10 protein-coding genes are annotated in these 12450 nt (G+C 64.8%); 5 read left to right on the forward strand and 5 right to left on the reverse strand.

Annotation, left to right across the window (positions count from 1 at the left end; translation table 11 throughout):
* The 4 genes from AR540_RS24310 (at position 1) to AR540_RS24325 (ending at position 3678) form a co-directional block, all read left to right on the forward strand.
* On the forward strand, positions 1 to 795 hold the full coding sequence (locus AR540_RS24310) for an SDR family oxidoreductase (RefSeq protein WP_059232520.1): 795 nt from the start codon (positions 1 to 3) through the stop codon (positions 793 to 795).
* 76 nt (positions 796 to 871) lie between these two features.
* Positions 872 to 2110, forward strand: a complete 1239-nt coding sequence (locus tag AR540_RS24315; RefSeq protein ID WP_059232521.1) for a styrene monooxygenase/indole monooxygenase family protein — start codon at positions 872 to 874, stop codon at positions 2108 to 2110.
* A gap of 10 nt (positions 2111 to 2120) precedes the next feature.
* On the forward strand, positions 2121 to 2648 hold the full coding sequence (locus tag AR540_RS24320; protein WP_059232522.1) for a flavin reductase family protein: 528 nt from the start codon (positions 2121 to 2123) through the stop codon (positions 2646 to 2648).
* 97 nt (positions 2649 to 2745) lie between these two features.
* The gene (locus AR540_RS24325) at positions 2746 to 3678 is read left to right on the forward strand and encodes a SphA family protein (RefSeq protein ID WP_059232523.1); all 933 of its coding nucleotides are present in this window, start codon (positions 2746 to 2748) and stop codon (positions 3676 to 3678) included.
* Between the two features lie 932 nt (positions 3679 to 4610).
* On the opposite strand, the gene antC is transcribed toward AR540_RS24325, so the two are convergent.
* Genes antC through antA form a run of 3 tightly spaced genes read right to left on the reverse strand, consistent with a single transcriptional unit; the run spans position 4611 to position 7532 of the window.
* Positions 4611 to 5645 (reverse strand): anthranilate 1,2-dioxygenase electron transfer component AntC, encoded by a 1035-nt coding sequence (gene antC / locus AR540_RS24330; RefSeq protein WP_059232524.1) that lies wholly within the window; start codon positions 5643 to 5645, stop codon positions 4611 to 4613.
* A 10-nt stretch (positions 5646 to 5655) separates the two neighbouring features.
* Complete coding sequence (antB, locus tag AR540_RS24335) at positions 5656 to 6147, reverse strand: anthranilate 1,2-dioxygenase small subunit (protein WP_059232525.1); 492 nt, start codon at positions 6145 to 6147, stop codon at positions 5656 to 5658.
* Complete coding sequence (gene antA, locus AR540_RS24340) at positions 6144 to 7532, reverse strand: anthranilate 1,2-dioxygenase large subunit (protein ID WP_059232526.1); 1389 nt, start codon at positions 7530 to 7532, stop codon at positions 6144 to 6146. Before antA ends, antB begins: the two co-directional genes overlap by 4 nt.
* Positions 7533 to 7712: 180 nt before the next feature.
* Here antA and AR540_RS24345 point away from each other — a divergent pair, with 180 nt between their 5' ends.
* Positions 7713 to 8690 carry an AraC family transcriptional regulator gene (locus tag AR540_RS24345; protein WP_059232527.1) on the forward strand — a complete coding sequence of 326 codons (978 nt, stop codon included), beginning with the start codon at positions 7713 to 7715 and terminating at the stop codon, positions 8688 to 8690.
* Here AR540_RS24345 and AR540_RS24350 read toward each other — a convergent pair.
* Positions 8683 to 9717, reverse strand: a complete 1035-nt coding sequence (locus AR540_RS24350; RefSeq protein WP_059232528.1) for an AraC family transcriptional regulator — start codon at positions 9715 to 9717, stop codon at positions 8683 to 8685. The two genes, AR540_RS24345 and AR540_RS24350, sit on opposite strands and share 8 nt — an antisense overlap.
* Positions 9718 to 10071: 354 nt before the next feature.
* A complete protein-coding gene (locus AR540_RS24355) occupies positions 10072 to 11967 on the reverse strand; it encodes a UvrD-helicase domain-containing protein (protein WP_059232529.1) in 1896 nt (631 codons plus the stop codon).
* Positions 11968 to 12450: the final 483 nt, after the last annotated feature.

Here is a 12450-nt window from a genome sequence, read left to right on the forward strand (position 1 = left end):
ATGAGTCTGCATTCCCTCGAAGGCAAGGTGGCGGTCATCAGCGGCAGTGCCACCCTGATCGGCCAGGCGGTGGCCGAGGTGCTGGTCACGGCTGGCGCTCGGGTGGCGCTGCTGGACATCGACCCGAATGGCGCGGCCGGTGCCGAGGTGCTCGGCACGGCCGCCTTCTTTCAAACGGTGGATCTGACCGACGATGCGGCCCTGGCCAAGGCGGTGGCAGGGATTCACCAGCGCTTCGGCGCGGTGGATTTTCTGGTCAACCTCGCCTGCACCTATCTCGACGATGGCCAGGCCTCGTCGCGCGGCGACTGGCTCAAGGCGTTGGACGTGAACCTGGTGTCGGCGGTGATGCTGGCCCAGGCGCTGCACCCCGACCTCAAGGCTCGGCAGGGCGCAGTGGTCAACTTCACCTCCATCTCCGCCGACCACGCCCAGACCGGACGCTGGCTCTATCCGGTGTCCAAGGCGGCGCTCAAGCAGCTGACCCGCAGCATGGCCCTGGACCTGGCGCCGGACGGCATTCGCGTCAACTCGGTGTCGCCGGGCTGGACCTGGTCGCGGGTGATCGCCGAGGTCAGTGGCGGCGATCGCGCCCACGCCGACCGCGTCGCCGCCGACTTCCATCTGCTCGGCCGCCTCGGCGAGCCGGCCGAGGTGGCCCAGGTGGTCGCCTTCCTGCTGTCGCCGGCGGCGAGTTTCGTCACCGGCGCCGACTACGCCGTGGACGGTGGTTATTCGGTCATGGGGCCGGAGCGCAACCAGCCCGCCATTCCACGCCTCGCCGAACGGGAGTGATGCCATGCACAACCCCTTTTGGCGCCTGTTCAACGGCTTCACCCCCACCCGTCACTCGATTCCCCGGAGAACCTCCATGCGTCGTATCGCCATCGTCGGGGCCGGCCAGGCCGGCCTGCAACTGGGCCTGGGTCTGCTCGCCCAGGGTTATCACGTCACCCTCACCACCAATCGCACCGGCGAACAGGTGCGCGCGGGCAAGGTGATGTCCAGCCAGTGCATGTTCAACACCTCGCTGCAGACCGAGCGCGACCTGGGGCTGAATTTCTGGGAAGACCAGTGCCCGGCGGTGGAGGGCGTTGGCCTGGCCGTTCCCGATCCCGTGCACCCCGACCGTCCCGCCTTCCAGTGGAGCGCCCGCCTGGAGCGCTATGCCCAGGCAGTGGACCAGCGCCTGAAGATGCCAGCCTGGATGGACGAATTCGAGCGCCGCGGTGGCGAGCTGGTGATCGAGGACGTCGGCCTGCCCGAGCTGGAAACCCTGGCCGCCAGCCATGACCTGACCCTGCTCGCCGCGGGCAAGGGCGAGGTGGTCAATCTCTTTCCCCGCGACACCGAGCGCACCGTGTTCCAGCAGCCGCAACGTGCCCTGGCGCTGACCTACGTGAAGGGCATGACGCCCATGTCGCCCTATTCGCGGGTGGCCTTCAATCTCATCCCTGGCGTGGGTGAGTACTTCGTCTTCCCGGCCCTGACCCTGAGCGGGCCCTGCGAGATCATGGTGTTCGAAGGCATTCCCGGCGGCCCCATGGACTGCTGGCAGGACGTCACCTCGCCGGAACAACATCTGGAGCGTAGCCTGGAGATCGTCCGCCGCTTCGCCCCCTGGGAAGCTGAGCGCTGCCGGAAGCTGGAACTGACCGACGCCGGCGGTGTGTTGGCCGGGCGCTTCACGCCCATGGTGCGCAAGCCGGTGCTGCGCCTGCCCTCGGGCCGGCCGGTGTTCGGCATGGCCGACGCCCTGGTGGTCAACGATCCCATCACCGGCCAGGGCTCCAACAATGCCGCCAAGTGCAGCAAGGTCTACCTGGACGCCATCCTCACCCAGGGCGCGGCGGCCTTCACCCCCGACTGGATGCACCAGACCTTCGAGCGCTATTGGGACTATGCCGGCCAGGTGGTGAAGTGGACCAACAGCCTGCTGACCCCACCGCCGCCGCACCTCCTCGACCTGCTCGGCGCCGCCAGCCAGTCCCACGCCATCGCCTCGCGCATCGTCAACGCCTTCGACGATCCCCGTCGTTTCGCCCCTTGGTGGTTCGAGGCGGAGGCCTGCCAGGGCTTCCTGCGTGAACACCTGAGCCAGGCTGCCTGAGGAGCCCACCATGACCCTAGATGCTCTGGATCTCATCGCCGCCGACCCGACCAATCCACGGGCGCTGCGCAACCTGCTGGGCCAATTCGCGACCGGTGTCACCGTGATCACCACCCGCGGCCGTGACGGGCGCAAGGTAGGCATGACCGCCAACTCCTTCTCCTCGGTGTCCCTGGAGCCGCCGCTGGTGCTCTGGAGCCTGGCGCGCCAGGCGCCGAGCCTGCCGGATTTCCTCGCCGCCAGCCACTTCGCCATCCACGTGCTGGGCAGCGAACAGCACCAGCTCTCCGGCCACTTCGCGCGGCCGGCGGAGGACAAGTTCGCCGACATCGCCCACGTCGAGGGTACCGCGGGGGTGCCGCTGCTGGAGGAGGCGGTGGCCACCCTGATCTGCCGCAACCACGTGCAGTACGAGGGCGGTGACCACCTGATCTTCCTCGGCGAGATCGAGCACTACCGACACAGCGGCGGCGAACCGCTGGTCTTCCACGCCGGCCAGTACCGGGTCGCCAGCGCGCATCCGGCGCTGGGCGCCTGAGCCCCGGCAGCCCCCGTCGATGCCTCTCGATCGGCGGGCGCTGCCCTTCCGAATCTGCCTTTCGCGAGCACGAACAGCCGTATTCAAGGAGCCTTGCATGACCCGGATTCGCTATCTTTCCCTCGCCGGCGCCCTGGTGGCCGGGACCGCCCAGGCCTATGACCTGCCGGTGGTCAACCTCGGTCTCACCAGCTTTCTCGACGGCGGCCTGCCGGCCGGCAACGGCTGGTACCTGCAACAATACTTCCAGAACTACAGCAGCGACCGGCTGGTGGATCGCAATGGCGACAAGCTGGGGCTGCCCAAGACCGAGCTGGACTACCAGGTGTCGGTGACCCAGCTCAGCTATGTGTCGGACCTGCGGCTGGGCAACGGCAACCTGGGTTTGAATATGCTGCTACCGCTGGTGACGCGGATGAAGGTCGACGACGGCCTGAACAATGCCGCGCTCAAGGACCAGGGCGGCATGGGCGATCTGCTCGTAGGACCCTTCATCCAATTCGATCCGCTGATGGGGCCGAGTGGGCCGCGCTTCGTCCAGCGCGTCGAATTGCAGGTGAACATCCCCACTGGCGAATACGACCGTGACAAGGACATCAACCCTGGCAACCACGCCTGGTCGTTCAATCCCTACTGGGCGGGCACCTATTGGTTCACCCCCGACTGGACCGTGTCGGTGCGTGCCCACTACCTCTACAACTTCAAGAACGACAAGCCGAACTACGCCTTTGGCGACGTCTCCGACATCCAGGCCGGCCAGGCGCTGCACGCCAATTTCGCCACCGAATACGCGGTCACCCCGCAACTGCGCCTGGGCATCAACGGCTACTGGCTCAAGCAGATCACCGACACCCAGGTCGACGGCCACGACGTCTCCGGGCGCCGGGAGAAGGTCTGGGCCATCGGTCCCGGCGCCATGTACAGCTTCTCCAAGAACGATCACCTGGTGGCCAACGCCTATTTCGAACAGGACGCGGAGAACCGTCCGGAGGGCAGTCGGGTGCAGGTGCGCTACATCCATCACTTCTGACCGGACGGAGTTCAGCTCCCTTCGTCCTTTTCAAGCCTGCCGGGGATGGCAGGCTTCTTTTTTTGCCCGGCATTTGGGCGGGAAGATCCCGCGTAGGTTAGGCTGGGCGCAGCGACGCCCAACAAAGGGCCCTTCCGGGCGATGCAGACGTAGCGAAAGATGATGCGGTATGACGCCTAAGGCATGGGTCATGTTGGTATTAAAAGTTTGCGCCGTCTCATTCTGAACTCCGGTCCATCGCGGCCATGGGCCGCTCCTACGGCTATAGCGTGCTTAGGGAGTTGGACATGCGGTACGCCGTTGCGACCGCTCTCGCCTCTGTAGAACTCGCGATAACCGTAGGGTGGAAAACGGCGTAGCCTTTTCCACTGGGAACTCCTGCGAGGCGTGCCCTCACCCCAACCCTCTCCCGAGGGGAGAGGGGGCTGGCTGAGCAGGCGTTCGGCCTCCTTAGCCCCGGTAAGATCCTGGCCCTCACCTTGGTAACAACTGTCTTGGGACTACCATGGCCGCGCTCGCTGTATCCGTAGGAGCGGCCGTAACGGCAGACCGCCATGGCCGCGATGGAGTGGTGACTGTCATGGGCAGCGGTAGGTTCGGCTGAGCGCAGCGAAGCCTGACAGAAAGGCCCTGCCAGGCGATCCAGGCCGAGTGGAGATCGATTGATGCTGCCGGAAGTGGGGGCTGTTGGACTTCGACGGCGGAGCCGTCTCAGACCAACCTACGACAGGGTTGAGGTGTAGGTTGGGTTGAGCGCAGCGAAGCCCAACAGAGAAGGCTTCCCCAGGCGATCAGGCCAAGCGGGGGACGCCGTTTGGTGCTGCTGGAAGAGGGGATCGTTGAGCTTCGACGGTAAAGCTGTCTCTGCCCAACCTACAAAGGCGAAGCCCGGCAGGCGAGCTGTCGGGCTTCCTGGATGAGGCTGCGCAGCGTCACCGCATGGACGCACTCTGCAAGAACTTCTCGCTGTACAACCGCGTCTCCGCCCCCAGCCCTTGCTGATCGAGCCAGGTCTTGACCGCCTCGACCATCGGCGGCGGGCCGCAGAGGTAGAGGTCGCAGGCCTGGTCGGTGAGGAAGCGCCGGTCGAAGTGCTCGGGGATATAGCCGCTCAGCCCCTGCCAGGCCGGACTCGGCTGGCTGACCACCGGCTGATAATCGAAGTCGGCGATGCGTTCGCGATAGGCCTCCAGGCGGGCGCCTTCACAGAGATCCTGTTCCTGGGTCACGCCATAGAACAGCCGCACTGGCTGGCCGCAGCCGCCGTTCTCGGCCATCTCGTCGAGCATGCCAAGGAAGGCCGACAGGCCCGTGCCACCCGCCACCAGCACCAGCGGCCGCTCCACCTGGCGCAGATAGAAGCTGCCCAGCGGGGCTTCCAGCTCCAGGGTGAGGCCCGGCTGGCAGCGCTCGCGCAGGAAGTTGCTCATCACCCCGTCCGGCAGCAGGCGGATGAGGAATTGCAGCTGATTCTGCGCATTGGGCCGGTTGGCGAAGGAGTAGGCGCGCCAGTCGTCGGTGCCGGGGATGCGCAGCCGGGCGTACTGGCCGGGCAGGAATTGCAGCTGTCGCGGCGCGGTACTGGCGTCCAGATGCAGGATGGCGGTGGTGGCCGAGACCAGCTCCACCGAGGTCACCTGGGCGGCGATGCGCTCGGGTTCTTCGGCATGACAGAGACTGGAGTCATGGTCGAAGTAGAAGGCGGCGTCGGAGGTAACCCGGGTCTGGCAGGCGAGCATCTTGCGCTGCGCCAGGTCACGTTCGCTGAGGGCTTCCTCGTCGACGTAATCCTGACTGTAGGCGCCGGCTTCGCAGCGCCCCTGGCAGGTGCCGCAGACGCCTTCGCGGCAGTCCAGCGGCAGGCTGATGCCCTGGCGCAGGGCGGCGTCCAGCAGCAGTTCGTTGGGCTTCACCGCGATGAACAGCGTCTTGCCGTCGGCAAAGCTCAGAGCGACGTTGTGGCTCATGACGGTGGCCTCAGAGGTGGTAGAAGTCGAGCACGGAGTTGATGACGTCGTTGAGCAGCAGCACCTGCTTGCGGGCGATGCGGAAGTCGCCGTCCACCTCGCGCAGGTGGTAGGTCACCTGGCCATGGAACTGCTCGGAAACGCCGTGCCGGGTGTAGAGCGTCAGCCAGCCGGCGCGTACCTCCAGCAGGCCGTCGTCACCCTGGGTGACACGGATGTTGCTGATCTGGTGCAGGGTACGCGGCAGCGGCGTGGAGGCGGCCGATTTGCCGGTGCGCAGGCGGAACACCCGGTCCTCCAGGCCGGAGCGATCGGCGTAGTAGATGTAGGAGAGACCCTGGGTGGGATCGGTCACGTACTCGTGCTCGCTGACCCACTGCGGCAGGTGGAAGACGCTGTTGGCATCGAACAGCGCCAGGTAGGAATCCCAGTCCTGGGCATCGCAGAGCGCGGCCTTGCGATAGAGGAACTGTTCCACGGCGTATTGCAGAGTGGGGTTCATGCCGACACCTCCGTCGGTTGCAGGGCTTTGTGCGCCAGGCCGTCGAGCAGGAAGCGCTGCCAGGCGCCATGCTGGTTCACATAGAGGCCTTCGTGGGTGAACTCGGTACCGGTGAGCACCGGCTGGATGCCCAGCGCCTCGCTGTTCACGGTCGGGCCGGTGGCCCAGCGATGCTGGCCGCGGGAGATGTCGTTCCAGCGTTCCAGACGCGCCTGGAAGCCACGCTGAGCCTCGCGGAACTCCACCAGGTCGTCGGGCGTGCCCATGCCGGAGACGTTGAAGAAGTCCTCGAACTGGCGGATGCGATTGGTGCGGTCTGCCGGCGCCTCGCCCTTGACGCCGATGCACTGGCTGATGATCTCGGTCTTGTTCCAGGCCAGCGGCCGCACGATGCGTAGCTGGGAGCTGATCTGGTCCATGAAGAACAGGCTGGGGTAGATGTTGAGGTTGCGCAGGCGGTGCATCATCCATTCGGCGCGGGCCTGGCCGTATTCCTCGACCAGACGCGGCATCACACTGGCGTAGCCGGGGCGCACCGTGGGGTTGGGCATGTCGCTGAACAGCAGGCTGTGCCCATTCCTGAAGGAGAACCAGCCATCGTCGGTCTCGGCATCGCCGGCGCCGAGCTTGCTGTAGTCCAGAGTGCTGCTGGCACCGCCGTTCTCGGCGTTGACCTGCTGGCGGTGCTGCACCGTGGAGACGTAGTTGTAGTGCACGGTGCTGACGTGATAACCGTCGAGGCCGTTCTCGTTCTGCAGCTTCCAGTTGCCGTCGTAGGTGTAGGTGGACTTGCCCGGCAGGATCTCCAGCTCGCCGGTGGGTGATTGGGCCACCATCATGTCGAAGAAGACCTTGGCATCGCCCAGGTAGTCTTCCAGCGAATCGCTGCCCTGGGTATCCAGGCTGACGAAGACGAAGCCCTTGTAGCTCTGGATGCGTGCCTTCTTCAGGCCGCGGGTGGCCTTGTCGAAGCCATCGGGATACTCGCCCGGCGCCTTGACCTTCACCAGTCGCCCATCGCTCTTGTAGCACCAGGCATGGAAGGGACAGGTGAAGGTGGACTGGTTGCCGCGGGCCACGCGGGTGAGGGTGGCGCCGCGGTGCTGGCAGGCGTTGATCAGCGCATGCAACTTGCCGTTGCCGTCGCGGGTGATGATCAGCGGCTGGCGCCCGGCGCGCACGGTCACGAAGTCGTGGGGCTTGGCGATCTCGCTTTCGTGGCAGGCATAGATCCAGACCTTCTCGAAGATCAGCTCCATTTCCAGCTCGAACAGCTCGGGTTCGGTGAAGAGGTCGCGGGCGATGCGATAGACGCCGTCGGTCGGACGGAAGTCCAGGCAACCTTGGATGTAGTCCTGCCATTGGGCAATGCTGCGGATGCTCATCAGGGGTGTCCTCTAGGGTGAGACTCGCCTCGATTGAAGCCCCGCCACCCCAACCCCTCTATCCGCTTTTTCGCTGATCGCTAGCCGGATTTTTTCGCTTGCCGGACTGGCCTGCACTCTGCGGATAGTGGCGGCGGCACGCGGCGTGCAGCATGAAGCCAGCCAGCGGAGAAGCCCAGCATGCAGCAGACGAATTTTGAGGTGCAGACGCACAGTGGCCAGGTCGCCGAGGCCTGCCGCTGGATGAGCGCGGTGGCCGGTCCGCATCGCCTGGAAGCCCGCAGCGGCGCTGAATTGAGTTTCCACCACCAAGGGCTGCGGCTGCCGGGCCGGGCCACGGTGCTGGGGCGGATCGGCTACGGCGCCGCGGTGCAGATCGGCATCGACGCCCTGGATGCCTACAGCCTCAGCCTGCCGCTGCAGGGGCGTCAGTCCCTGGCCAGCCGCGGCGCCCATATCCGCTCCGACAGCCAATGCGGTGTGGTGGTCTCGCCCCATGAATGGCAACGGCTGGACATGGGCGCCGACTGCCTCAAGCTGCAGGTGGTGATCCGTCGCGAAGCCCTGCAGGAGGTGGTCGAAGGCCTGTTGGGCCGCCCGCTGGAGCAGCCGCTGAGTTTCTGTAGCGACATGGAGCTGGCACGCCCCGCGGTGGCGGCCTGGTGGCAGGGCGTGCGGCAACTGCTGGAAGGCTGGAATGCTGTGCAAGCGCTCTACGGCCAGCCAGCGCTGGCCAACGACCTGGAGGTGCTGCTGCTCAAGGGCCTGCTGCTGGCCCAGCCGCACAACTATTCCGCGCTACTGACGGAAGGCGCGCAGAACGGCTATCCCGAATTCCTGTTGCGGGCACGCCGCTACCTGGAAGCCCACGCCCGAGAGAATCCCTCGCTGGACCAGCTGGAGCGAATCGCCGGGGTGTCACGCGCCAAGCTCTACGCCAGCTTCCGGCGCTATCACGGTCAGCCACCCATGGCCTATCTCAAGCGGCTGCGGCTGGAGGGGGTACGGCGCCTGCTGCTGGCGCGCCGCGGGGGTGCCAGCGTCTCGCGCATCGCCCTGGATTGGGGCTTCGAGCACCTCGGGCGCTTCGCCAGCGACTACCGCCAGGCGTTCGGCGAAACGCCGTCCCAGACCCTGGCGGGGCGCCGTCTCAATTAGCGGATAGCGCACCGCGGAAGCGGCGGGTCTCCGAAGGGGATTCGCCGTAGCGGCGCTTGTATTCCTGGGCGAAGCGACCCAGGTGGGCGAAGCCCCACTTGTAGGCGGTGTCGGTGACCGATTCGACCCGCCCGCTGCGCAGTTCCTCGTTGACCCGCTCCAGCCGCAGGTCACGCAAGTAATGCATTGGCGTGGTGCCGCAATAGGTGCGGAACCCGGCGAACAGGGTTCGCACGCTGACGCCGCCATGCTCGGCCAAGGTCTCCACGCTCAGCGGCTCGTGCAGGTGCTCGGCGATGTAGGCCTCGATACGCTTGATGAAATAGGGCGACACGTTGCGCTCGCGGGTGCCCTCAAGCTGGCCGTGCAGCGAGTGGGGCTGGCCATAGAGCAGGGCATTGAGCAGCGAGGATTCGAATTGCTTGAGCACCAGCGGCTGGTGGATCGGATGCGCCGGATCGGCGAGGCCGTCCATCAGCAGGCCGAGCAGTTGCAGGAAGTAGGCGCCGCCGGCCTGGCGTAGATCCAGGCGCGGATCGAATTGCGGCAGACGCCCCTGCTGCGGCAGATGCTGGGCACAGTGATGCTCCAGATCGGCACGCTCCAGACGCAGCACCAGCTGGGCAGCGCCGCCATACCATCTCATGCGCACCGGCATATCCGGCGACAATAGCGCCGCCAGCTGCGGCGAAGACTGGAAATCCACCGATCCACAGTGGATATCGGCGCCCCCTGTCAGCGGGATCTGGATCAGGTAGAAGTCCTGCAGGCACTGGGGATCGATGTCGACATCGGTGCCGTACTCCAGGCGATTGAGCGACAGCCGCCCGCGACTGACATGGTGCAGGCTGGCGCTGACCGCCTCACCGCGCTGGACCGGTTTCAGCTCGTGGGGCTTGAAGACCTTGCTGACGCCCTGACAGGCCGCATCCCGGTCCGCGACCAGGAATTGCAGGCTGTTCGAACAGAACAGGCTGGTCTGGCGAAAGCGTTCTCCGCTTGCGGAGGGCGTGACGTCTTGGGTCATTGTTACCTCCTTGCACACAGGCTTGGCCCCGCGCACCCTTTTGTTTCCTGCCGATTGCAGGCGGCGGATAGCGACTGCGGTCAGCGGATAATCAGTGGGCAGCGAAGCTCGTTATTGGCCAATCGCAGTCGGCCTTGGGAGGTATTTAGCAAGTGACGGGCCAAGCGAGGTGTCTGGCAAAGGGTTTCGGGCGATCAGCGAGCAGGGCTACTCGCCACCCGTGCCTGGCCCCTCGACATCCGGATATCTGAGGACTCCGCCCGAGCGGGTGGCGAATCGGGTTAGGAGATGGCGCTACATCATCTCTATGAGGCGTACGGCCAATTGCCTCCGGGATTGAGCATGCCCATTCCACTATAGCCCTGCCACCTGTGCCTGGCGGGTGAACCACAAGACCCGGCTCACCCCGCGGGTCACCGCTACATAACTCAGGCGCAAGGCTTCGTCCGCACAGGCCTCGTCATAGCTTTGTTGGAAGTGACCGCTCGCCGCATAGAGCGCATTGCGCAGCGGATGAGGCTGGAGTGGTTGGCCATCGTCCAGCACGATGGCCACTTCTGCCTGGAGGCCCTTGGCCCTATGGATGGTGCAGGTCCGTATGCCTGGCTGGCGCTCCAGCTGGCTGTTCAGCGTTTTCAGCGCGGCATTGCCGCGACTCATGATCATCACGGCGCAGCGTTCCAGCTTCTCACGTTCGCTCGCATAGCGCCTTTGTGCTTCTATTTCCGCCAGCAGCAGCGGCAGTTGCCGGTTGAGATCGAACCTCGTCGTCACCCGCACGCCATGACCTTCCGGCGTCGCCTCCCGGGCCGCCTGGGTGCGCTTGTCCTGTTTCTGCCTAACCTTGGCCAGCAGTCGTTCGCCATCCGCCACGATCGGCGGAGACGAGCGATAGTTGGTACCCAGCATCAGCACCTGGCTGGGCGTGCTGCCGGGAAACCAGCGATCGAAATGAATGAACAGCTCGGGCGAGCTGCCCCGCCACCCATAGATGGATTGCCAGTCATCACCGATCGCCATCAGTGAAGGCCCGGCCTTTTCTTCCGCGAGGCGTCGTTGCACCTGCTGCAGCCAGAGCGCGATCTGGGGGGAGATGTCCTGGAACTCATCGATCAGCAGATGGGTGAAAGGCTCCAGGCGACCGATCAGTGCGCGGCTGGGCTTCTTCTGCAGGCGATCCGTCAGAATGGCGAAGGCGCTGTTGAAGGTGATCAGGCGCCGCTCCTTCAGCAACTTGCCGAACTGTCGCCAGAATTGCTGCATGGCCTCCAGGAAGATGCGATCCCGGGTCGAGCATTCCAGCTGGGCACTTTTCAGCGAACCGACCCTGATGCCCAGGGCTTCGGCGAAGCAGGCTTGACCATAGAACAGCTCCGGCAAGGGACTAGGCTGACGCTCCCCGATCAGTACGAAGGGCTGCAACAAGTCTGGAGAGGGTTCGATCTCTTCGGTGGGCGGCTCCAAACCGAGCAATAGATGCACGCGGCGACGAAAACCCGGCTCCTGGCGATAGCAGTCGGCATAGGCTTCCAGTAGCAGTCCACGTTGGTCATCGTTCAGGGTGGCACCGGCCAGGAGTCCGTTTTCCGGTTCATCCCCTTGCGCCGGCTGGCCAGAAAGCTGCTCGAACCACTGTGTCACGCCCAGCTCCTTGCGGGCGAGCTGGGCCAGGGCTGAGTGGAAGGTCCTTACCAGTTCCCGTGCTGCCTCGTCCGTCAATGGCTGCTCCCAGAACGCCAGTACCCTTTGCAACTGACGACGAAGCTCTTCACAGGAGGCCTTGGTAAAGGAAATGACCGTCAAGCGCTCCTGGGGGATCTCCAGGTAATAGAGCAGAAAGACCACGCGCAGGACCAAGGTCGTCGTCTTGCCCGATCCGGCACCGGCGAAGATCCTGGTCGCCGGTGCCTTGGCGAGGATCATCTTCCATTGCTCGGGTGAGGGCGCCTGTATCACACCTGCTGCCACCGCCTGCTCGACGCGCGTCCTCATGCGTTGCTCCTGAGCGCGCTTGGCCCTGAAGTCACTGCTATAGATCGCGGCGGGGGAGGGGGTGGTTTGCTCCTGGGCGCCCTGCAGGCGCTCGACCGTAGTCGCAGCTGCAACCGGGGCCTTGCGTTGGCGCGTCTTCTTCTGCGGCTGCCCGGTAGGCGGGGTCTCCGGCCCCTTCAAATAGAGCGAGGTCCGTGGAAACCAGTCGGTAAGCGTCTTGGTAAGCTGTTGGCGATAACGGGCCAGGATGGAAGTCATGCAGTCCTCGAAACATCGTCTAACGGCATCTTACCTCGCATGGATGACAGCTCGGCCTCCGCAGGCCTTTTTGGTCGATATGCAGAGTTTTTCGAAATAACCTGTTGACCTGTTCCGAAACTCCCCTATAATGCGCCCCACTTCCGGCGCAGACGCTGAAGCGGCTTGAAAATCAAGCACTTAGGTCTGGGTCGGGCGAGGGCTCCACGGAGTCCTCGCGGCTGGGTCAACGCCTTCGGGTGATGGCGCAGTGAAGGGGAGGGGTTGACAGCGTCTCGGGATGCTGTAGGATTCGCCTCCCGCTGCCGAGATTGGCTAGGCCGGTCAGGGTGGCGCAAGTGGTTGAGTTGAAACGAAAAAGTTCAAATCAACGCTTGACAGGATGTGAGGCTGGCGTAGAATGCGCGCCTCGGTTAGCGGCTCGGGTCGCAGCCAACTGCTCTTTAACAAGTTGAATCAAGCAATTCGTGTGGGTGCTTGTGA

It is taken from the genome of Pseudomonas sp. EpS/L25 (assembly GCF_001512295.1).
GTDB lineage: Bacteria > Pseudomonadota > Gammaproteobacteria > Pseudomonadales > Pseudomonadaceae > Chryseomonas.

Coding starts and splice junctions, on each gene's coding strand:
- AR540_RS24310 (WP_059232520.1), top strand. CDS start 1: ATGAGTCTGCATTCCCTCGAAGGCAAGGTGGCGGTCATCAGCGGCAGT.
- AR540_RS24315 (WP_059232521.1), top strand. CDS start 872: ATGCGTCGTATCGCCATCGTCGGGGCCGGCCAGGCCGGCCTGCAACTG.
- AR540_RS24320 (WP_059232522.1), top strand. CDS start 2,121: ATGACCCTAGATGCTCTGGATCTCATCGCCGCCGACCCGACCAATCCA.
- AR540_RS24325 (WP_059232523.1), top strand. CDS start 2,746: ATGACCCGGATTCGCTATCTTTCCCTCGCCGGCGCCCTGGTGGCCGGG.
- antC (WP_059232524.1), bottom strand. CDS start 5,645: ATGAGCCACAACGTCGCTCTGAGCTTTGCCGACGGCAAGACGCTGTTC.
- antB (WP_059232525.1), bottom strand. CDS start 6,147: ATGAACCCCACTCTGCAATACGCCGTGGAACAGTTCCTCTATCGCAAG.
- antA (WP_059232526.1), bottom strand. CDS start 7,532: ATGAGCATCCGCAGCATTGCCCAATGGCAGGACTACATCCAAGGTTGC.
- AR540_RS24345 (WP_059232527.1), top strand. CDS start 7,713: ATGCAGCAGACGAATTTTGAGGTGCAGACGCACAGTGGCCAGGTCGCC.
- AR540_RS24350 (WP_059232528.1), bottom strand. CDS start 9,717: ATGACCCAAGACGTCACGCCCTCCGCAAGCGGAGAACGCTTTCGCCAG.
- AR540_RS24355 (WP_059232529.1), bottom strand. CDS start 11,967: ATGACTTCCATCCTGGCCCGTTATCGCCAACAGCTTACCAAGACGCTT.